This is a genomic window from Sphingomonas lenta (assembly GCF_002288825.1).
In the GTDB taxonomy this organism is placed as follows: Bacteria; Pseudomonadota; Alphaproteobacteria; order Sphingomonadales; family Sphingomonadaceae; genus Sphingomonas; species Sphingomonas lenta.
In genome coordinates, this window is sequence record NZ_NSLI01000002.1 from 330,144 (window position 1) to 349,382 (window position 19,239).

At 70.5% G+C, this 19,239-nt stretch carries 20 protein-coding genes; 4 read left to right on the forward strand and 16 right to left on the reverse strand.

Annotated elements, in window-relative coordinates:
* Positions 1-5 precede the first annotated feature (5 nt).
* From CKY28_RS04810 to CKY28_RS04815, 3 genes are all read right to left on the reverse strand, one after another.
* On the reverse strand, positions 6-653 hold the full coding sequence (locus tag CKY28_RS04810) for a sigma-70 family RNA polymerase sigma factor (RefSeq protein WP_095997205.1): 648 nt from the start codon (positions 651-653) through the stop codon (positions 6-8).
* Between the two features lie 88 nt (positions 654-741).
* The gene (locus tag CKY28_RS18535; protein WP_176472955.1) at positions 742-879 is read right to left on the reverse strand and encodes a hypothetical protein; all 138 of its coding nucleotides are present in this window, start codon (positions 877-879) and stop codon (positions 742-744) included.
* A gap of 39 nt (positions 880-918) precedes the next feature.
* A complete protein-coding gene (locus CKY28_RS04815) occupies positions 919-1,725 on the reverse strand; it encodes a response regulator (RefSeq protein ID WP_095997206.1) in 807 nt (268 codons plus the stop codon).
* A gap of 72 nt (positions 1,726-1,797) precedes the next feature.
* Here CKY28_RS04815 and CKY28_RS19035 point away from each other — a divergent pair, with 72 nt between their 5' ends.
* The 3 genes from CKY28_RS19035 (at position 1,798) to CKY28_RS04830 (ending at position 4,170) form a co-directional block, all read left to right on the forward strand.
* Positions 1,798-2,157 (forward strand): NepR family anti-sigma factor, encoded by a 360-nt coding sequence (locus CKY28_RS19035; RefSeq protein ID WP_141243848.1) that lies wholly within the window; start codon positions 1,798-1,800, stop codon positions 2,155-2,157.
* A 10-nt stretch (positions 2,158-2,167) separates the two neighbouring features.
* On the forward strand, positions 2,168-3,739 hold the full coding sequence (locus tag CKY28_RS04825) for a sensor histidine kinase (protein ID WP_095997208.1): 1,572 nt from the start codon (positions 2,168-2,170) through the stop codon (positions 3,737-3,739).
* A 329-nt stretch (positions 3,740-4,068) separates the two neighbouring features.
* Complete coding sequence (locus tag CKY28_RS04830) at positions 4,069-4,170, forward strand: entericidin A/B family lipoprotein (protein ID WP_425442487.1); 102 nt, start codon at positions 4,069-4,071, stop codon at positions 4,168-4,170.
* A gap of 75 nt (positions 4,171-4,245) precedes the next feature.
* Here the strand turns inward: CKY28_RS04830 and tatC are convergent, their stop codons facing one another.
* Genes tatC through argS form a run of 6 tightly spaced genes read right to left on the reverse strand, consistent with a single transcriptional unit; the run spans position 4,246 to position 9,319 of the window.
* Positions 4,246-5,016, reverse strand: coding sequence for a twin-arginine translocase subunit TatC (gene tatC / locus CKY28_RS04835; protein WP_095997210.1), 771 nt, complete (start codon positions 5,014-5,016; stop codon positions 4,246-4,248).
* Complete coding sequence (gene tatB, locus CKY28_RS04840; protein WP_095997211.1) at positions 5,013-5,495, reverse strand: Sec-independent protein translocase protein TatB; 483 nt, start codon at positions 5,493-5,495, stop codon at positions 5,013-5,015. The genes tatC and tatB overlap by 4 nt, the downstream gene beginning before the upstream one ends.
* Positions 5,496-5,521: 26 nt before the next feature.
* Entirely contained in the window at positions 5,522-5,755 is a 234-nt protein-coding gene (locus tag CKY28_RS04845) for a twin-arginine translocase TatA/TatE family subunit (RefSeq protein WP_095997632.1), read from the reverse strand.
* A gap of 59 nt (positions 5,756-5,814) precedes the next feature.
* A complete protein-coding gene (locus CKY28_RS04850; RefSeq protein WP_095997212.1) occupies positions 5,815-6,819 on the reverse strand; it encodes a glycoside hydrolase family 3 N-terminal domain-containing protein in 1,005 nt (334 codons plus the stop codon).
* A gap of 47 nt (positions 6,820-6,866) precedes the next feature.
* Positions 6,867-7,598: an SPOR domain-containing protein gene (locus CKY28_RS04855; RefSeq protein ID WP_095997213.1), complete on the reverse strand. Its 732-nt coding sequence runs from the start codon at positions 7,596-7,598 to the stop codon at positions 6,867-6,869.
* Positions 7,598-9,319, reverse strand: a complete 1,722-nt coding sequence (gene argS, locus CKY28_RS04860) for an arginine--tRNA ligase (RefSeq protein ID WP_095997214.1) — start codon at positions 9,317-9,319, stop codon at positions 7,598-7,600. Before argS ends, CKY28_RS04855 begins: the two co-directional genes overlap by 1 nt.
* 265 nt (positions 9,320-9,584) lie before the next feature.
* Here argS and CKY28_RS18545 point away from each other — a divergent pair, with 265 nt between their 5' ends.
* Positions 9,585-9,737, forward strand: coding sequence for a hypothetical protein (locus CKY28_RS18545; protein WP_176472956.1), 153 nt, complete (start codon positions 9,585-9,587; stop codon positions 9,735-9,737).
* Here CKY28_RS18545 and CKY28_RS04865 read toward each other — a convergent pair.
* From CKY28_RS04865 to murB, 7 genes are all read right to left on the reverse strand, one after another.
* Complete coding sequence (locus tag CKY28_RS04865; protein ID WP_095997215.1) at positions 9,734-10,897, reverse strand: deoxyguanosinetriphosphate triphosphohydrolase; 1,164 nt, start codon at positions 10,895-10,897, stop codon at positions 9,734-9,736. The genes CKY28_RS18545 and CKY28_RS04865 overlap by 4 nt on opposite strands.
* On the reverse strand, positions 10,894-13,272 hold the full coding sequence (locus CKY28_RS04870) for an SPOR domain-containing protein (protein ID WP_095997216.1): 2,379 nt from the start codon (positions 13,270-13,272) through the stop codon (positions 10,894-10,896). The genes CKY28_RS04865 and CKY28_RS04870 overlap by 4 nt, the downstream gene beginning before the upstream one ends.
* Before the next feature lie 110 nt (positions 13,273-13,382).
* Complete coding sequence (ftsZ, locus tag CKY28_RS04875) at positions 13,383-14,957, reverse strand: cell division protein FtsZ (protein WP_095997217.1); 1,575 nt, start codon at positions 14,955-14,957, stop codon at positions 13,383-13,385.
* A gap of 109 nt (positions 14,958-15,066) precedes the next feature.
* The gene (gene ftsA, locus CKY28_RS04880) at positions 15,067-16,329 is read right to left on the reverse strand and encodes a cell division protein FtsA (RefSeq protein ID WP_095997218.1); all 1,263 of its coding nucleotides are present in this window, start codon (positions 16,327-16,329) and stop codon (positions 15,067-15,069) included.
* A gap of 2 nt (positions 16,330-16,331) precedes the next feature.
* The gene (locus CKY28_RS04885; RefSeq protein WP_095997219.1) at positions 16,332-17,264 is read right to left on the reverse strand and encodes a cell division protein FtsQ/DivIB; all 933 of its coding nucleotides are present in this window, start codon (positions 17,262-17,264) and stop codon (positions 16,332-16,334) included.
* The gene (locus CKY28_RS04890; protein WP_176472957.1) at positions 17,261-18,211 is read right to left on the reverse strand and encodes a D-alanine--D-alanine ligase; all 951 of its coding nucleotides are present in this window, start codon (positions 18,209-18,211) and stop codon (positions 17,261-17,263) included. The genes CKY28_RS04885 and CKY28_RS04890 overlap by 4 nt, the downstream gene beginning before the upstream one ends.
* Entirely contained in the window at positions 18,208-19,071 is an 864-nt protein-coding gene (gene murB, locus CKY28_RS04895) for a UDP-N-acetylmuramate dehydrogenase (RefSeq protein ID WP_425442481.1), read from the reverse strand. Before murB ends, CKY28_RS04890 begins: the two co-directional genes overlap by 4 nt.
* Between the last annotated feature and the right edge of the window lie 168 nt (positions 19,072-19,239).

Sequence of the window (19,239 nt, forward strand, 5' to 3'; positions counted from 1 at the left end):
CCGGGTCACCGGTCGCGGCTCAGCTCGTCCACCTCGCCCATGATCGTGTCGAGCGCGGTCTTGTTGGCGTCCTGCTCGTGCTCGCGGCGCGACGGCAACGCGCCTTCCGACAGCAGCGCCTCCAGCGCGACGCGGCCGCGCGCGACGCGGCTTTTGATCGTGCCGACCGCGACGTTGCAGATCTCGGCCGCTTCCTCATAGGCGAAACCGCCCGCGCCGACCAGGATCAGCGCCTCGCGCTGCGGTTGCGGCAGGTGCATCAGCGCGCGCTGCATGTCCCCCAACTCGACGTGTCGATCCTGGCTCGCGGGCGCGGCGAGGATGCGGTCGGCGACGAGATCGTCCCACTCGCCCTTGAACCGCGCGCGGCGCATCTGCGACAGGTACAGATTGCGCAGGATGATGAAGGTCCACGCGCGCATGTTGGTGCCCGCCTGGAAACGCTTGCGCGCCGCCCACGCCTTGAGCAGCGTCTCCTGGACGAGGTCGTCGGCCAGGTCGCGGCTGCCCGACAGCGAGCGGCCGAACGCGCGCAGGTGAGGGATCACCTGCGCCAGCTGCGCTTTGAACTCGTTATCCGGAAGCGAGACATGCTCCACCGGCGCGGCGGTGTCGGTGTCCTCAAGCTCGTCCCGAGGGACTGTTTCGGTCATGCAGGTCCGATCAACAGAGAGCGGGCCCCTATCGCCCCTTGGGTCTAAGGATAGGGAGCGCGGCGCGGGATTACCAGCGCCCGCGCCTTTAGACGCCCACAAGCACGATGAACGCGAACAGCGCAATGACGAGCGCCAGCGACACGGGCAGGATGACACGCGTCATGTGCGGCGTCGCGCCGGCGCGGGCGCGTTCTGTTTTGATATGCTGTTCTTCGTCGGCCATAGCCGCTCAACCCCCGAAAACCGTTTTGGGTCCGTACCCTTACGCCGCTTCCGCGGGCACGGTGGACTGGTCGAAGAACAACGCTTGCGAGATCGCGGCCTTCACAGTCGACCGCTGGAAGGGCTTGGTGATCAGGAAAGTCGGCTCCGGCCGCTCGCCCGTCAGCAGCCGCTCGGGGAAGGCGGTAATAAAGATCACGGGCACGTTGAACTCGGCGAGGATGTCCTTGACCGCATCGATGCCCGAACTGTCGTCGGCGAGCTGGATATCGGCGAGCACCAGGCCCGGCCGGTCCTCCATCGCCAGCGCCACCGCCTCGTCACGCGTGACCGCCACGCCCGTCACCTCGTGGCCGAGGTCGCGGACGATCGTCTCGATGTCCATGGCGATGATCGGTTCGTCTTCGATGATGAGCACGCGCGCGCGGGTCTGCTTTTCGATCTCGGCGAGCGCTTCGGCGACAAGGCTCTCCACCTCCGTCGTATCGACCTCGATCAGGTAGGCGGCGTCCTCCGGCGTGAAGCCTTCCATCGCAGTCAAGAGCAGCGCCTGACGCGACAGCGGCGTCATGCGGGCGAGGCGCGCACGAGCAACGGCCTCGTTGCCTTCGCCAGGTTCGGCGCGGCCCTCCGTCTCGTCGTAATTGGCGGAGTTCCAGATACCCTGGAACATGCGGTAGAGCCCGAGACGTGGATCGACGTCGCGCGGGAACTGGTCGGGCGCGGCGACGATCGCCTCCAGGGTCGCCCGGACGTACTTGTCGCCCTGCGCCTGGGAACCGGTGAGCGCGCGGGCGTAGCGCCGCAGAAACGGAAGATGCGGTGCGAGTTGCTGTCCAAGCGACATGAGTCGTATTCACTCCCTGAATGGCGCGGCTTTCTCTGCGCGGATGTAACGGGGGTTGCAACGCCGAATAACGTGACTAACACCCCCGACGCGTCCGAGCGGATTTTTCGCGTGAAGTGTGGAACCCGCGACCGGGTTTTTAGTTTCACGCGCAAGCTTTCGTGTAAGGTCGCACGGGTCGGCGCGATTGGGCGCGGCGCCTGTCATAACGAGAGAACTTGGCAGGCTGTGCAGGGGGACGCGTTGAGTTTGGAAGACAAGCCGGCAAAGGCGCCTGCCAGGAAGGCCTCGCCCGCCCGGACCAGGAAACATGGCGACGGCCACGAGGCCAAGGAGCGCGAGATGGGTGACGCCTTGCGCTCCGTCTACGACCGCACGGTGCAGGAAGAAGTGCCCGACGAGTTTCTCGACCTTCTGAGCAAGCTCGACTAACAACGCCGGCATGGCCACCACCGCCGAAGCCGAGCGCGACGTATTCGCGCCGAACGGGGCGTTGTCGCGCTTGCCGACCGGCGCCAAGCTTTTCCTGATCCTGTCGGCGGCGCTTCTGCCGCTGGCGGTCATCGCCATCATCGCCACGCTGCAGAACAGCCGGGTCGCCGATGCGGAGACGCGCGCGCGGTTGCGCGTCGCCGCCGAGGAGAGCGCGCGCGCGATCGCGATCGAGCTGGTGGGCGACATGAACGCGCTGCGCGCGACCACCGGCGCGCTCGCCACCGACCCGGCCGACGCGCCGAGCTGCGCGCGCGCGGAAGGCGTGTTCGCGAGCCGGGCGGACGCCGGTGCGCGTTTCGTGATCACCGATCGCGCGGGGCGCGTCCTGTGCGGCGCCCCGTTCCGGCCCTCACCGCCGCCGCTGGACACCGACCAGCCGATCGCCGGTACGATCGCCGCCGGACAAGGTCTCGTCCTCTCGCTTACGCATTCGGGCGGGCTGACGGCGCGCGCCTTTTTCCCCCGCGACTTCCTCGCGCGGCTCGGCGCGCCGAGCACGCGAGCGACCGTCTATTCGCAGAGCCTGATGCTCGGCCAGGAGTCGCTGGCGCTCGCGGCCATTCCCGACGCCACGCCGCTCGACCGGATGGAGACGATGCGCGTCGAGCTCGGCGTGGCGGACCTGAGCTTACGCACCAGCGTCCGCGCCGCGCCGATCACCTCCTCGTTCGTCGTGGCGATGCTGCTGCCGCTGCTGATGTGGGCGGCCGCCGTCGGCATCGGCTGGTTCGTCGTCGACCGCCTGCTCATCCGCCCGCTGCGGCAGCTGCGCACCAGCGTGTCCGGCTACCAACCCGGCGAGGTGCTCGAAACCGGAACCCGCACCCTGCCCGCGCAGGAGATCCGCGAGCTCGGCGACACCTTCCGCGCCATCACCCGCACCGTCGCGCTGCACGAGGCCGGCCTCGCCGAAGGCCTGGTCCGCCAGACCAAGCTCACGCGCGAGGTCCATCACCGGGTCAAGAACAACCTCCAGGTGATCTCCAGCCTCATCAACTTCCACGCGCGCGGCGCCCCCACACCGGAGGCGAGCGCCGCGTACGCCTCCATCCAACGCCGCGTCGATGCGCTCGCCGTCGTCCACCGCAACCACTTCGCGGAAATGGAGGAGAATCGCGGCCTCGGCCTGCGCTCGGTCCTGGGCGAGCTGGCGTCCAACATCCGCGCGACCGCACCGGACGGCGGGATCGGCATCGTGCTCGACGTCGACAATTATCTCGTCAACCAGGACGTGGCGGTGGCGGTCGCCTTCATCGTGACCGAGACGGTGGAGCTGGCGATGAGCGTCGATCCGGCCGCGCGCATTCGGGTGTCGCTCAAGCCGGCCGAGGCGGAGGGCCGGGCGACGTTGCGCATCGTCTCACGCGCGCTGGTGGACTCCGACGAGCTTCGCGACCTGCTCAAGACCCGCTACGGCCGTGTCATGGAAGGCCTCGCGCGCCAGCTCCGCGCCCAGCTCCACCACGACCCGCTCACCGGCGCATACGAGATCGGCATCGCGGTCACGGGCCGCGACTGAACTTTTTTCGCGTTGCACGATTTTTTCTGCGGACGCGGCGGAACAAGCTTCCACACACGTCGTTCTGCATCTCGGAAAGCGACCTTATGCCCCCCCCCGCTCTCGCTTTCCAAGTGATAGGCCCGGAAGCGTCAACCCCCTCCCCCCCCCCCCCGGTGACGCTTCCGGGCCTTTAACATCTCCGATCCAGCTGAACCGCCGCCCTCACCTGCGGCGGTTTTTTGCGTTTGGTGCTCTTCCGGAACGAATGGCCGGACGAATCATTGGCGCATGCGGCAATACCGCCGGAAATGTGGAGTAAAGATATGCGCAAGCTGATCAGCGCCGCCATGGCAGCCGGCATCATGCTCATCGCGGCGTGCAACACCGTCGAGGGCGCGGGCGAGGACCTGCAGTCGGCGGGCAAGGCCGTCGAGAAAGCGGCCGACTAGGTCGCGGGCGCGCGGGCCGGTTCGGCCCCGAGACGCCGCGGCGGTCGGCCGACCGCCGCGGCGTCATACTTTTAGCTACTCGGCGGGCGCTTCGTCCCCGACGACCTTGCCCCGCCGCCGCTCGGTGAACCAAATCCCGATCAGCGCCAGCTCGTACAGGATGCACAACGGGATCGCGAGCAGCAGCTGCGATCCGACGTCCGGCGGCGTCAGCACCGCAGCGATCGCGAACGCGCCGACAATCGCGTAACGGCGCGCGGAGACGAGCTGCTTGCGCGTGACGATCCCCGCCCGCTCCAGGAGCATCAGCAGCACGGGCAGCAGGAACGACAGCCCGAACCCGAACAGGAACTGCATCACGAAGGACAGATAGTCGCCGATCGCGGGCAGCGCCTCGCGCTCGACGCCGCCGACCATGCCCTCGAAGCTCAGCAGGAAGTGGAGCGCGGTCGGAATCGCGATGAAGTAGGCCATGGATGCGCCGAGCCCGAACAGCAGCGGGGTCGCGAGCAGGAAGGGCAGCAGCGCGCGCTTCTCGTTGCGGTACAGGCCGGGCGCGACGAAGCGCCAGAGCTGCGTGGCGATCACGGGGAACGAGACCATCATCGCCGCGAACAGCGCCACTTTGATCTCGACGAAGAACGCTTCGAAGATCTGCGTGTAGATAACCTTGCCCTGCCCCGCCTCGAGCAGCGGCTGGACGAGCACGGCGAAGATCGGCTCGGCGAAGTAGAAGCACACGAAGAACGCCAGGACGATGGCGGCCAGGCAATAGAGCAGGCGGCGGCGCAGCTCGATTAGATGATCGAGCAACGGCGCACGGCTGTCGTCGATGTCGCCCGTCACGATGTCGCGCCCGCGTTGCTCGGCGAGTGCGGCTCGCCGGGCGACGGCCGGATCTCGGGCTTCTCGACGAAGACGGGTTCGGACACGTCGTCGGGAAGCGGGTCGGGGTGGACGGCGAAGGGGTCGTGGTCAGTGTCTACTCGCGACCCCGCGCCGTCGGACGCGACCGCTGGCGCGGCCCCGCCGGCCGCCGCGGCGTCGTGCGTCGGATCGGCTGGAGCCGATCCGAGCGCCGCGCCCGAGGCCGGGTGCTCGCGCATGATCCGCGCATTCTCTTCCGCCCAGCGCTTCTCCATCTCCTCCAGCTCGGCCTCGCGCACGATGTTGTCGAAGCCGGCGCGGAACTGGCGCGCGACGGCGCGCATGCGTCCGACCCAGTGGCCGGCCACGCGCATCGCCTTGGGCAGGTCCTTCGGCCCGATGACGAGCAGCGCCACCACGCCGACGAGCAGGAACTCGGTCCACCCGACGTCGAACATTACTCACGCGCCTCGCGGCTGCGGGATCAACGGTCGTCGCGGACGCGCGCGCCGTCGCGGTCGAGGGTCGGATCGACGGTCTTGGGCGCGTCAATGCGGGCGGCCGGCGCGGCGGGCTCGTCCTCCTCCGCCATGCCCTTCTTGAAATTCTTCACGCCCTTGGCGACGTCGCCCATCATCGCGGAGAACCGTCCGCCGCCGAGCAGCAGGATCGCGACCACGGCCAGAACGAGCCAGTGCATTACGCTGAAGCCGCCCATCACAAATTCCTCCGATTGCGTCTTACCCATTTAAGGGCGGGCGCTCGTCTTTTCCACCGTTACGTGGTCAGCGCGAGGAAGGCGTCGCGCTTGGCGAGCAGCTCGCCCATGTCGCCCTCCGCGGGCTTGAGCGTCGCCATCGCTTGATCGAGCCGCGCGCGCGAGCGCTCGGGCATGTCGCCCATGCGGCCGGCAATGTCCTCCATCTCGTGCATCCGCGCCCAGCAGTCGAGCACCACGTCGCACCCCGCCGCGACCGCGCCCGCCGCTTTCTCGCCCGCCGTGCCCGACAGCGCCTTCATGTCGATGTCGTCGGTCATCAGCAGACCGTCGAAACCGATCCGGCCGCGGATCACCTGCTCGATGATGACGGGCGAGAGGGTGGCCGGGCGCTCGCGGTCCCAAGCCTCGAACACGATGTGCGAAGTCATGCCCATCGGCGCGCCTGCGAGGCTGCGGAACGGCTCGAGATCCACGTCCAGCTCCCCTTCCGACGCGGTGACCGTCGGCAGCAGGTGGTGCGAGTCCACGATCGCGCGGCCGTGGCCGGGCATGTGTTTGACCACGCCGACCACGCCCCCCGCCGCCAGCCCCTCCAGCACCGCCCGCCCGAGCGCGGCCACGCGCATCGGCTCGCGGCCATAGGCGCGCGTGGAGATCGCCTCCGTCGTGTCCGGTTGCGCCACGTCGAGCAACGGCAGGCAGTCGACGGTGATGCCGACCTCAGCGAGCATCAGCCCGATCGCCTGCGCGTTCGCCCGCGCCGCCTGGATCGCCGATTGTGGAGCGAGATCGTAGAGCCGGTCGAACGCGGGCCCGGCCGGGAAGGCGGGCCATTCGGGCGGCTTCATCCGCGCGACGCGTCCGCCCTCTTGGTCGATCAGGATCGGCAGGTCGTCGCGGCCCGTGAGCTCGCGCAAGGAGTCGGTCAGCGCGCGGAGTTGCGGCCGGTCGACGACGTTGCGGCCGAACAAGATGAACCCGACCGGCTCGGCGGCGCGGAAGAACGAGGCTTCGTCGGGGGTGAGGACCGGGCCGGACAGGCCGTAGATGACGGGCTTCATGGAAGCCGCCTAACCCAATCCCTTCCCCACCGGGAGAGGGGAAGCGTTCAGCTCGTCACGAAACTGTCCTCGCCCGCCACGCGCAGGCGGCCGACGATGTCCGCGGCCTGGTTCGCGCTGCCGGCGTTGACGCGCAGGCGGTACACGGTGCGGCCGTTCACCTCCGCGCGCTCGACCGACTTACCCAGGGCGGCAAGATAGCCGAAGCGCTTGGCGAAATTGCCCCAGGCCGCGTTCGCCGCCGCCTCCGTCGGATAGGCGCCGAGCTGCACGAGCGAGCCGCCGCCCGCCGCACCGCGCACGGTCGCGCGCGAGCGATCGAGCGGTGCGGATGCCACGAGGCGACCGCCCGACTCCGGCACGCGCGCCGTCGCGCTGCGGCCGGCCTGCGGCGTGGGCGAAGCCTTGGGCTGCGGCGCGCGGTTCGCCGCGACGGGGCGCTCGGGCACGGCCTTGAGGTCGACCGCGGCCGTTCCCGCCTTGGCGCCCGCGCTGGTCGCGATGGCGGCGTCGCCCTCGCCCTCGACCTTGAGGCCGCCAGGATCGTCGGGGCGCACCTTGTACTCGCCTTCCTGCGCCGCGATCAGCGTGCCGTCCCCGCCCGCGCCGCGGCTCTGCTGCCAGCGCACCACGCCGAACACGATCACCGCCAGCAGCGCGAGCGCCAGCAGCGTGAGCGCCACGTTGCGACCCGTGTGCGACGGCTCCTCGTCATCGGGCTCGACCGTCTCGAGCCAGGGGAGCCGATCCTCGTCGCGCAGGTCCATCCGGTCCGACATCACATCTCCTCCACCGCCGCGACGCCCATGATGGCGAGCCCGTTTCGGATGATTTGCCCGATCGCCGCGCTCAGGAAAAGACGCGCGCGCGTGAGCTCCGGGTCGTCCGGCTGGATGGCGCGACGCGACGGATCGTCATTGCCCATGTTCCACCAGGCGTGAAAGGCGGCCGCCAAGTCGTAGAGATAAAAGGCGATCCGGTGCGGCTCGCGCGTCGACGACGCCGTCTCGACGGTGCGCGGGAACTGCGCCGCGAGCTTTACCAGCTCCAGCTCCGCCGTATCAAGGCGGGACAGGTCGGCCCCGCCTTCGGCGAGGCCCGCCTCCGCCGCGCGGCGGTGGAGCGAGCGTATGCGGGCGTGCGCGTACTGGACGTAGAAGACTGGATTGTCCTTCGACGCCTCGACCACCTTGGCGAAATCGAAGTCCATCTGCGCGTCGGCGCGGCGCGTCAGCATGGTGAAGCGCACCACGTCGCGGCCGACCTCGCGCACGACGTCGGCGAGCGTCACGAAGTTGCCCGCGCGCTTGGACATCTTCACCGGCTCGCCGCCGCGGAGCAGCCGGACCATCTGGATGAGCTTGACGTCGAAGCGCGTCTTACCCTCGGTCAGCGCCTGGACGGCGGCGACGATGCGTTTGACGGTGCCGGCGTGGTCGGCGCCCCAGATGTCGATCAACGCGTCCGCGCCCTGCGCTTTTTGGTAGTGATAGGCGAGGTCCGCGCCGAAATAGGTCCATTGCCCGTTCGATTTGCGGATCGGCCGATCCTGGTCGTCGCCGAACGCGGTGGAGCGGAACAGCGGCAGCTCGACGGGTTCCCAGTCCTCCGGCGTTTCGCCCTTGGGCGCCTCGAGCACGCCGTCATAGACGAGGTCGCGCTGACGCAGCTCCGCCTCAGCCGCTTCGGGCTTGCCGGCCGCCTGCAGCTCGGCCTCGGAGGCGAACACGTCGTGGTGGATGCCGAGCAGCGCGAGGTCGTCGCGGATCAGCGCCATCATCGCGTCGACGGCGCGGGTGCGGAATGATGCGAGCCACTCCCCCTCGGGCGCGGTCGCGTAGCGCTCGCCATACTCGCCCGCGAGCGCCTGGCCGATGGGGACGAGATAGTCGCCGGGATAAAGGCCTTCCGGAATCGCGACGTTCTCGCCGAGCGCCTCGCGGTAGCGCAGGTGCACCGAGCGCGCGAGCACGTCGACCTGCCCGCCCGCGTCGTTGACATAGTATTCGCGGATCACCCGATGCCCGGCGAACTCCAGCAGGTTGGCGAGCGCGTCGCCCACCACCGCGCCGCGGCAATGGCCCATGTGCATCGGCCCGGTCGGGTTGGCGGAGACGTACTCGATATTGACCGTCGTCCCCTCACCCGTGGTCGAACGTCCGTAGTCGTCACCGGCTTGCGTGATCGCCCGCAGCTCGCCGCGCCAAGCGTCGGGCGTCAGCGTCAGGTTGATGAACCCCGGCCCGGCGACCTGGACGGCGGCGACGTCGTCGAGCTTGCCCAGCTCCGCCGCGATCCCCTCGGCGAGCTGGCGTGGGTTCGCCTTCGCCGCTTTCGCCAGCACCATGGCGGCGTTGGTGGCGAGGTCGCCGTGCGAGGCGTCGCGCGGCGGCTCCACCGTCACGTTCTTCCGGTCGAGGTCGGCCGGGATGGTTCCCGCGGCCGCGAGCGCGTCGAGCGCCGCGTCCACATGCGCGGCGAAACGGGTGTACAAGGTCATGGGCGCGGCGCTTAGCGGTCGATACGTCACGATGCAAAGACGCCCGCGCGCTCGGAGCGCGGGGCCGATTCGGCGCGGGCTCGATCCGCTAACTTCGCAACATTCGCGCCCGTTCGGCAATTCCGTTTCCCGCTTGCGCAACATTCGAGAAGTTCGGGCGGGACGGGCCGGGAACGGAAGCTCATGCATCGCCTGACCCTGGCACGACGGAAAGGTTGTAGGACAGCCATAACCCGCGTCATCGACGAGCGATCGTGCGGAGCATTTGCTGTTCCAGATGCCGCCCTGGCCGCAGCTGTCCGACGCGCAACGCCGCGACGTTCTCGCCGCCATGGCGCGGATCGCGGAGCGCGACGCCGACCTGCCGTTCGAGGGCGAGGCGATCGTCGGCGTGGGCGTGGGCGTGAAATCCGCCTAGAACCCGTCCGGCAGGTCGATGGGCCCGACCACCTCGCGGTAGCGCGTCACCGCGTAGCGGTCGGTCATGCCGGCGATGAAGTCGGCGACGTGGCGCGACCGCCAGGGCTCCTCGTCGGGCAAGCGCGCGCGCCATTCGGGCGGCAGCGCGTCGGGGTCGGCGCGGTAGGCGGCGAACAGCCCGGCCACCACGTCGTGCGCCGCCTGCGCGGCGGCGAGCTGGCGCGGATGGTGGTATAGGTTGGCGTACATGAAGCGTTTCAGGTCGCGTTCGGCCTCGCGCATCTCCTCGGAGAAGCCGACCAGCGCGCGGTCGGCGTTCCGCACGTCGTCCGCCGTCTCCACGCCCGCTTGCGTGACCCGGCGCTCGGTCTCGGCGAGCAGGTCGTTCACCATCACGCCGATCTGGCCGCGCACCATCTCGCCGAGCAGGCGGTCGGGCTCCACGTCCGGGAAGCGCGACCGCGCCGCGTCCCAGCTGCGCCGCACGATCGGCACGGCGAGCAGTTGGTCTAGCGAGAGCAGCCCCGCGCGCAGGCCATCGTCTATGTCGTGGTTGTCGTAGGCGATGTCGTCGGCGATGGCGGCGACCTGCGCTTCGAGCGAGGGCCAGCGTTCCAGCTCCAGCGGCAGGTCGGCGTCCGCCTCGCGCATCGCCCAACCGGGATGGCGCTGCGGCCCGTTGTGCTTGGCCAGGCCCTCCAGCGTCTCCCAGCTGAGGTTCAGCCCCTGCCAGCGCGGATAGGGCCGCTCGATCTCGGTGAGGACGCGGAGCGTGTGGCCGTTATGGTCGAAGCCGCCCTGATCCTTGAGTGCGGCTTTGAGCGCGTCCTCGCCGGCATGGCCGAAGGGCGGGTGGCCGATGTCATGGGCCAGCGACACCGCTTCGGTCAGGTCCTCGTTCAGCCCGAGCGCGCGCGCGACCACGCGGGCGATCTGCGCCACCTCCAACGAGTGCGTCAGGCGGACGCGGAAATGATCGCCATCGGGCGCCATGAAGACCTGCGTCTTGTGGCGGAGCCGGCGGAAGCTGATGCAGTGGATGACACGGTCGCGGTCGCGCTGGAACGCGTCGCGCGGACCGCGCTCGACGGCGTGCTCGGGATGCCGGCGGCCTCGGGAGCGCGCCGGGTCCGCGGCCCAGCGCGCCCGTTCAGTCATTTGGCCGACAGCTTGGTCATCTTCTGGCCGTTAGCACTGGTGAACTGAAAAGCCGAGACGCCCTGGCGCGCGAGCTGGTTCACGAACGCCTGCGCCTCCGCCTCGGTCTTGAACGGGCCGGTGACGACGCGGTTGGTCGCGCGCAGCGGAGTCGTGTAGGCGTCGCGGCCCTTCAACGCCGCCGCCTTTCTCTGCGCGGCCGTCCAGGCTTTGGACAGGTCGCTCTCCGACGCGCCGCCCGCGACCTGCACCCAGATGCGCGGGGCGTTGGGCTTCTCCTCCGCGGCGGCCTTCTTCGACGCGCCCTTCTTGTCGGTCGCACCTTTCTCCTCCGCGGCCTTGCGGTCGGCGAGGCGCTTCTCGGCCGCGGTCTTCGGCTTGGCGTCCTCGTCCGCCTTGGCGCCGGGCTTAGCGCGGTCGGCGCTCCTGGACGCGAGCTCCACCCTGCCGTTACGCCCACGGGTGGCGGGCTTCGTCTCTTCCGCCTTGGGAGCGGCCTTCGCGGCCTCGGCGGGCTTGGTCTTCGTCGCGGCCGCGATCGTCTTGGCCGCGGCGGCGCGATCGGCCTTCTCCTCCGCGGCCTTGGCGCTGCCGGCGGCGAGCGTGCGGGCGGCCGCTGGATCGGCGGCGACCTGGGCCGGCACGGGCGCGGGGCGATCGGGTGCGGCGATGCCCAGCTCCTCGCCGGGGATGGTGATCGACGCTACGATGCGCGCGAGGATCGAGTCCTCGCTGCGTACCGCCGGCGTGGGCGCGGCGGGAGTCGCCGCGGCGAGCTCGGCGCCGACATTGCTGAAACCGGGCGCGGGCGCGGCGCTCGCGACGGCGGTCGTCGCCGGAGCGTACGTCACCGCCGCCGGCTGGACCGGCTGCGGCGAGGGCAGCGCCGCCACCGCCGTTCCGGGCGATGGCGTGGGGGTGCCAGCCACGGCCGCCGGTACGACCGGCGCCGACGAGGCCGGCGTCGCGCCGGTTACGGGCGGAACGGATGCCGGCGCGGCCGTAGGCGCCGGCGTGAACGGGCGCGGCAGGCTGGTCGAAGCGACGCTTGCGAGCTGGGTCGGCGGCGACGTCACCGGCTGAGCCGCCGCGACCGGCGGAGGCGAGGGCTGCGTCGCCGCGAGCATGGCCGCCGGAGCGACCGGTTGCGCCGTTACGACCCGAGCGGGCGGCGCCGTCACCGGCTGCGCCGCGGCCAGACCGGGCGCAGGCGAAGCCGTCTGCGTCTGCACGGGCTGAACCGGGCGGGTGTAGGAGGACGGTGCGGGCTGCGTCGTCGGCGGGACCGTCGTCGTCGGCGCGGGACGCGCCACCTGCCCGAAGCCGGGCGACGCGGACGGCGCCACCGTACGCGCGGCGACCTGCGTCGGCGGCATGGTCCTCGGCATCTGGCGTGCGGCGAGCGCGGCGGAGGAACCCGGGATGCTCGACGCCGGCACCACCCGAGTCGGCGCACGCCTGGATGCGAGCTGGACGCGCTCGCGCCCGGCGCGACGGTCGTCGCGCGCGCGCGTCGGCTGGGCCGCGGCCGGAGCGGGCGCGGGCGTGCGCGCGGCGACCTGCACCGGCGCGTACGGATCGGGGCCGAGCGGCGGCAGCAGCGGCTTCATCCGCGCGTCGGCGAGCCTCGCGGGCGTGGGCCGCACCTCACCGAAATGCACGGCGAACGCGCGGTCGACCGCGGGCAGCGTCGGCAGCCGCTGGAAGAAGGGTTGCAGGCCCGCGGCCATGCCGGCCGGCATCATGCTGGTGGCGGTCCGCCGCGCACCCTCCACATCGCCGCTCATCGCGGCCACGAAAGTGCGCACGCGCCACGCCGCGCGGTCGCCGCGGCGCAGCAGCGGGTCGAGCTCGGCCAACGCGGCGTCGGGCTTGCCGGAAATGCCGAGCGACAGCGCGTAGCGGCGCACGGTTTCGTCGTCGCGCGCGGTGCGGAGCGCCAGGCGATAGTCGCGCTGCGCCCGCTCCTGCTCGCCGACCAAGTCGTAGGCGAGGCCGCGGTCGGCGGCGTAGCGGCTGGGGTCGAGCCCGTAGCTCTCGGCGAGCTGGTAGAAGCGCAGCGCCTCGCCCGGCCGTTCGGCGCGGACCAGGATCGACGCCATGCCCGCCTTTACGCGGCCGTTGCGCCCGTCGATCTTGTCGGCGCGCGCGAAGAAGGCGGCGGCCGCGCTCATGTCGTCGAGCTTCACCGACAGCTCGCCCGCGGAGATCAGCGCCTGGAGATCGGTGGGCGCGGCGGCGAGTCGGCGCATGACGGCCGCGAGCTGATCGGCGGGCGTGGTCGGCTGCACCGCCGGAAAGGCCGTGAACTGCGCATGCGCGGGCGCGACGAGCGCCGAAGACAGCGCCAGGGCTACGTAGGATAGGGTCCGCATCGGAGCCTCCAGCTTAAACCGGGGCGGGCCTGAACGGGCAATGACCGGGCGCGGCATACACGACCGGGCGCTTCGCATGTGCGACGAAGCGGCCCGGCCCGGATGCTAAGTTACTGATTGTTCTGGCGATGGAGGAAGCGGGGAATATCCAGCCCTTCCTTGTCCGCCGCGCCGTTCGACTCCTCGCGCTGTGCGCCGCGGGCCGCGTTGGACATGCGCTCGAACAGCGTGCCGCCCATCTTGACGCGCGGCGTCGCGGGCGCGGGCTCGTCCGTCGCTTCGTTGCCGGGCGCGAGCCAGCGGCGGCGTGCGCCGCCCTCGTCGGCGGCCGGTGCGGGCGTGGCGGTCTTGCCGGCATAGCCGTCGGCGGTCGTGCTCGGCGGCTGCGACACGATCGTCTCCGCACCCAGCACCAGCTCCTCGTTCGCGGCGTCGGCCGTTTCCGGCTGCGCGTCGGCCGCGACCGCGTCGTCCGCGGAAAGGTCGAGCGGCTCCTCGGCGGGCTCGGGAGCGGCCGTGCTCGCGTTCGACACCATGGGCGCGGGCGCGGCGGCCGGCGGGGCCACCTTGGCGCTGATCGTCGGCGCGGTCAGCGGCGACGCGCTGGCGGCCGGACGGAAGCTCTGCGGCTCCTCCGACTTGCGGCCGCCCAGGCCGAAGCCGAACGAACGCGAGGTCTCGGCGGGCGCCTGAGCCTGCGCGGCGGCCTGCGCCTCGTTGTCGATGCCCGTCGCGACGACGGACACGCGGATCTTGCCTTCCAGGTCGGGGTTGAACGCCGAGCCGAAGATGATGTTCGCGTCGGTGTCGACCAGCTCGCGGATGTGGTTCGCGGCCTCGTCCACCTCCAAGAGGCGCATGTCGTCGCCGCCGGTGATGGAGATGATGACGCCCTTGGCACCCTGAAGCGACACGCCGTCGAGCAGCGGGTTGGCGATCGCCTTTTGCGCGGCCTCGATGGCGCGGTTGTCGCCGGCGGCCTCGCCGGTGCCCATCATCGCCTTGCCCATTTCCTGCATCACCGAGCGCACGTCGGCGAAGTCGAGGTTGATGAGGCCCGGCATGATCATGAGGTCGGTGATGCCGCGCACGCCCTGCTGCAGCACCTCGTCCGCCATCTCGAACGCTTCCTTGAAGGTCGTGTTCGCGGAGGCGACCAGGAAGAGGTTCTGGTTGGGGATGACGATCAGCGTGTCGACATACTTCTGCAGCTCTTCGATGCCCGCCTCGGCGAGCTTCGCGCGGCGGCTGCCTTCGAAGGCGAACGGCTTGGTGACCACGCCGACGGTCAGGATGCCCATGTCGCGCGCCGCCTTGGCGATGATCGGCGCGGCGCCCGTGCCCGTGCCGCCACCCATGCCGGCGGCGATGAAGCACATGTGGCTGCCCTCGAGCAGCTTGGAGAGCTGGTCGATCGTCTCCTCGGCGGCGGCGCGGCCGATCTCCGGACGCGCGCCCGCGCCCAGCCCCTGCGTGATCTTCGCGCCCAGCTGGATGCGCTGCGGCGCGGTGGAGGACTTCAGCGCCTGCGCGTCGGTGTTCGCGACCAGGAACTCCACGCCTTGCACGTCGGCGCGCATCATGTTGGCGATCGCGTTGCCGCCCGCGCCGCCGACGCCGACCACGGCGATGCGCGGGGTCAGCTCGTCCACGTCGCCGCCGGTGTCCATGAATTCGATAGGCATTCCGTTACTCTCCGCCGTCCCCCACGGGGTCATGTCCCCCGGCCCTAACACATCGTTAACCTTTGTACCGAACAGTTCGTGCCGTTCCAGTGGCAAATGCCCGGTTCGGCTAATAATTCGCGCGTGCCGCCTGGATCAGCTTGCGGACCACGCCCAGGCCGCCCGCCCGGTGCACCGTCTGCGCCACCGGCGCGGCGGCGCGCAGGTCGACCGGGTCAGACGCGGCATAGAAGGCCAGGCCCGCCACCGTCGCAAAGGCGGGGCCGGCATGCGCGTCCGGCAGCCCGGTCAGCCCGCGCGGCCGCCCGATCCGGACCGAGCGGCCCAGCGCGGCCTGCGCGAAGTCGGCGACGCCCTTCAGCTCGGCGCCGCCGCCCGTCAGCACGACCTGGCGGCCGACCGGGCCTTCGAACTTCAGGTCCTTCAGCGCCTTGCCGATCAGGCCCATCAGGTGCTCGAGCCGCTGGCGCACCACGCCGATCAGCTGCGCCTTGGTGATCTGCAGCGCGTCGCCCGCGCCGTCCTCCGCCGAGATGGGCGTGACGCAGATCATGTCGTGGTTGTCGCGGGGGCTCGCGTTCGCCGAGCCGTGGAAGCACTTCATCCGCTCCGCCTGCTGGCGGCGCGTGCCGAAGGCGGACGCGATGTCATCGGTGATGTCCGACGCGCCGTACGGGATCGAGGTGAGCCCCACGAGCATCCCGCCCGCGAAGAGCGACACGTTGGTGATCCCCGCCCCCATCTCGACCAGCGCGACGCCGAGTTCGCGCTCCTCCTCCGACAGACAGGCGAGGCCCGTCGCGACCGGGGAGGCGATGATCGACTTCACCTCCAGGTGCGCGGAGCGGACGCAGAGGTCGAGGTTGCGCACGGGCGATCCGTCGGCGGCGACGACGTGGATGTGCACGCCTAGCCGGTCGGCGTGGAGCCCCAGCGGCTTCTTCACGCCCGTCAGCCCGTCCAGCGTATAGAGCGCGGGCTGCGCGTGCAGCACCATGCGGCCCTGCGGGTCGATCGACTGCCGGCCAGCGGCGAGCAACGCGTCGATGTCGCCCTGCTCGACGCGGTGGCCGCCTAGCTCGAACTCGACCGACGCGACATCGCTCACCAGCCCGCCCGCGGAGAAGCCGACCCAGACCTCCTCGATATTGAAGCCGGCGATGCGCTCCGCCTGCTCGACGGCCTCGCGGACAGCCACCTCGGTCGCGGCCATGTCGGCGATGTAGCCGCGCTTGACGCCGCGGCTCTCGCGCTGACCGGTGCCGAGCACGATCAGCTCGCCCCCGTCGCCCTTCTGCGCGATCAGTGCGGAAACCTTGGACGATCCGATGTCCAAGGCCGTGATCAGTCCTTCCGGCGCCACCTTCGCCATGCTCAGCCCTCCCCGCCCGTCGTCTGCGCCGCGACCATCATCGGCCGCGCCCCCATGTCCGCACCGTTCCCCGTCGGCTCGACGATCGCCCGCTCGCTGGCGGCGGGCTTGCGCACCACCATGCGGGCCGGGTCTCGCATGTCGAACCGCTTGAACCCGCGCCCCAGCAGCCGGTCGCGCGCGTCGAGCCCGGCGAACTTCACGATCGCCTTGTCCGCGCCCTCCTCGGGCAGCGCCAGCACCTCGCCCGATTTGAACGTCAGGTCCCAACGGCGATCACCGACCCAGGTCGCGGCGTGCACCTTGCCCTTGAGCGACGGCGCGGCGGCGAGCAGCGCTTGGTAGCCGCGCTCCTGCCGGTCCGCGCCGGGTCCGATGCGGAGCGGCAGGTCGGGCCTGTTCGCCGGGTCGACCGGCTCCAAGAGCACACCCTCCGCGTCGATCAGCGTGAGCTGGCCGTTGTCCTGCCACACCGCCGCCGGCTCACGCTCCACGATATGCACCAGCAGCGTGTCGGGCAACCGCCGCGACACCTGCGCGTCGGCGATCCAGCCATAGCGAAGCAGCTTCTCGCGCACGGCGGCGAGGTCCACGAGCGGCATCGCGCGCGACTCCTGCTCGAGCGCGACGGCGTAGACCGACATGCGATCCATGCGCTTCAAGCCGGTGATCTCGATCCGGCCGACCTTGAGACCCGCATGCCCCGCCTGCTCGGCGACCGCGCCGCCGATCATGCCCGGCACGCCGGCGTAGGACGCGGCCGCGAGCACGCCAGCGCCGACCGCGCCCATGATGCTCCAGGTCGCGACCTTGGCCAGCACCTCCTGGCTGACGGGGAGCCTAGCCAGCAGCCGGTCGATCAGCGGCTGCTTGCGTTGGACCTTCTTGCGGACGGGTTTGCGGGGCGGCGCACCGCGCTTGATCGTGCGGCTCATTGCGCGACCTCGTGGCCAGCCGGAGTGTTCAGGGCCTCGTCGACGATCCACTGCACCAGCTCGGCATAGCTCATGCCGGTGTGCTGCGCCTGTTCAGGAACGAGGGAAAGCGGCGTCATGCCCGGCTGCGTGTTCACCTCCAGCAGGAAGAGGCCGTCCACTCCCTGGCTGTCGTCCCAGCGGAAATCGGAGCGCGACGCGCCTCGGCAGCCCAGGATGCGGTGCGCCTCGACCGCGAGGGCCTTGCACGCGTCCGCCACCTCGTCCGGGATCTGCGCCGGAAAGATGTGCTGCGTCATGCCATCGGTGTATTTGGCGTCGTAATCGTACCAGCCCGATTTGGGCCGCAGCTCGGTGACGCCCAGCGCGCGGTCGCCCAGCACCGCCGTCGTCAGCTCGCGCCCGCGGATATACGGTTCGGCGAGCAGCTCGCCGAATTCCTGCCACGGGCCTTTCACGTCCGCCGCTATGGGGTTGCCGTAATTGCCTTCTTCGGTGACGATCGCGACGCCGACCGACGATCCCTCGTTGACGGGCTTGAGCACGTACGGACGCGGCAGCGGGTCGCGTTCGTGCACTTCCGCCGATTTGACGATGCGCCCGCCCGGCATGGGCAGGCCGTGCGGCACGAGCGTCTGCTTTGTCAGCACCTTGTCGATCGCGATGACCGAGGTCGCCAGGCCGGAATGCGTATAGCGCAGGCCCATTAGGTCCATCATGCCCTGGACCGACCCGTCCTCGCCCGGCGTGCCGTGGAGCGCGTTGAAGACGAGGTCGGGCGCAGCCGCTGCCAGCCGCTGCGCCACGTCGCGGCCCATGTCGATGCGCGTCACGCGATGGCCCAGGCCTTCCAGCGCATCGGCCACGCCCGCGCCCGACGAGAGCGACACCTCGCGCTCCGCCGACCAGCCGCCCATCAACACCGCGATGTGCAGGGGCGCGCTCACGCGACGCCTACGCGCTGTTTGTTGGCGTCGTCGGCGAACACGCCGACACGCTGAATCTCCCACTCCAACTCGACCCCCGTATGTGCGCGGACCCGGTCGCGCACCTCCTCCCCGAGGGCCTCGATCTCCGCCGACGTTGCGCTACCAAGGTTAAGGAGAAAGTTACAGTGCTTCTCCGACACTTGGGCGTCCCCACGCCTCAGTCCACGGCATCCGGCGGCGTCGATCAGCGCCCAGGCCTTGTGGCCGGGCGGGTTCTTGAACGTCGATCCGCCCGTGCGGGAGCGCAACGGCTGCGAGGCTTCGCGCTCGGCGGCGATGCGGTCCATCTCCGCCTGGATCGCCGCCGGCTCGCCGGGATGGCCGCGGAACGTGGCGCTCACGACCACCGCTTGCGGCGGCAACTCGCTGTGGCGGTAGGTGTAGCCGAGTTCAGACGCCTGGAGCGTGCGCCGCTCGCCCGATCGGAGCACGACCTCGCACTCGACGAGCACGTCCTCGACCTCGCGCCCATAGGCACCGCCGTTCATGCGGACGAAGCCGCCCACCGTGCCGGGGATCGACCGCAGGAATTCGACACCCGCGATGCCCGCGTCGCGCGCGGAGGACGAGACCAGGATTCCGCTCGCCCCGCCGCCGCAGCGCAAGCTCGTCGCGTCCAACCGCTCGACGGCGGCGAACGGCTTGCCCAGCCGCACCACCACGCCCGGCACGCCGCCGTCGCGCACGATGAGATTGGAGCCGAGCCCGAGCGCCATGACGGGCACTGACGGTTCCAGGACAGCGAGAAACGCGGCTAGGTCGTCCGCGTCCTTAGGCTCGAACAGCGTCTCCGCCGCGCCACCCGATTTGAACCACACCAAAGGTGCTAGCGAGGCATTAGACGTCAGTTTGCCCCTTGGTTCCTCCCCGGAACGGGGAGGGGGACCGCCGCGCTCCTTCAGCGCGGTGGTGGAGGGGCGCTCGCGAAGGGCGGTACCCGTCGCGGGCGCCCCTCCACCGCCTGCGGCGGTCCCCCTCCCCGTTCC

Bases quoted from the DNA above. Each gene is read 5' to 3' on its own strand.
- CKY28_RS04815 (WP_095997206.1), bottom strand. From the start codon at position 1,725: ATGTCGCTTGGACAGCAACTCGCACCGCATCTTCCGTTTCTGCGGCGC.
- CKY28_RS04825 (WP_095997208.1), top strand. From the start codon at position 2,168: ATGGCCACCACCGCCGAAGCCGAGCGCGACGTATTCGCGCCGAACGGG.
- CKY28_RS04885 (WP_095997219.1), bottom strand. From the start codon at position 17,264: ATGAGCCGCACGATCAAGCGCGGTGCGCCGCCCCGCAAACCCGTCCGC.
- CKY28_RS04845 (WP_095997632.1), bottom strand. From the start codon at position 5,755: ATGGGCGGCTTCAGCGTAATGCACTGGCTCGTTCTGGCCGTGGTCGCG.
- CKY28_RS18535 (WP_176472955.1), bottom strand. From the start codon at position 879: ATGGCCGACGAAGAACAGCATATCAAAACAGAACGCGCCCGCGCCGGC.
- argS (WP_095997214.1), bottom strand. From the start codon at position 9,319: ATGACCTTGTACACCCGTTTCGCCGCGCATGTGGACGCGGCGCTCGAC.
- CKY28_RS04865 (WP_095997215.1), bottom strand. From the start codon at position 10,897: ATGACTGAACGGGCGCGCTGGGCCGCGGACCCGGCGCGCTCCCGAGGC.
- CKY28_RS04830 (WP_425442487.1), top strand. From the start codon at position 4,069: ATGGCAGCCGGCATCATGCTCATCGCGGCGTGCAACACCGTCGAGGGC.
- CKY28_RS04855 (WP_095997213.1), bottom strand. From the start codon at position 7,598: ATGTCGGACCGGATGGACCTGCGCGACGAGGATCGGCTCCCCTGGCTC.
- tatB (WP_095997211.1), bottom strand. From the start codon at position 5,495: ATGTTCGACGTCGGGTGGACCGAGTTCCTGCTCGTCGGCGTGGTGGCG.
- ftsA (WP_095997218.1), bottom strand. From the start codon at position 16,329: ATGGCGAAGGTGGCGCCGGAAGGACTGATCACGGCCTTGGACATCGGA.
- CKY28_RS04810 (WP_095997205.1), bottom strand. From the start codon at position 653: ATGACCGAAACAGTCCCTCGGGACGAGCTTGAGGACACCGACACCGCC.
- CKY28_RS04870 (WP_095997216.1), bottom strand. From the start codon at position 13,272: ATGCGGACCCTATCCTACGTAGCCCTGGCGCTGTCTTCGGCGCTCGTC.
- ftsZ (WP_095997217.1), bottom strand. From the start codon at position 14,957: ATGCCTATCGAATTCATGGACACCGGCGGCGACGTGGACGAGCTGACC.
- CKY28_RS04850 (WP_095997212.1), bottom strand. From the start codon at position 6,819: ATGAAGCCCGTCATCTACGGCCTGTCCGGCCCGGTCCTCACCCCCGAC.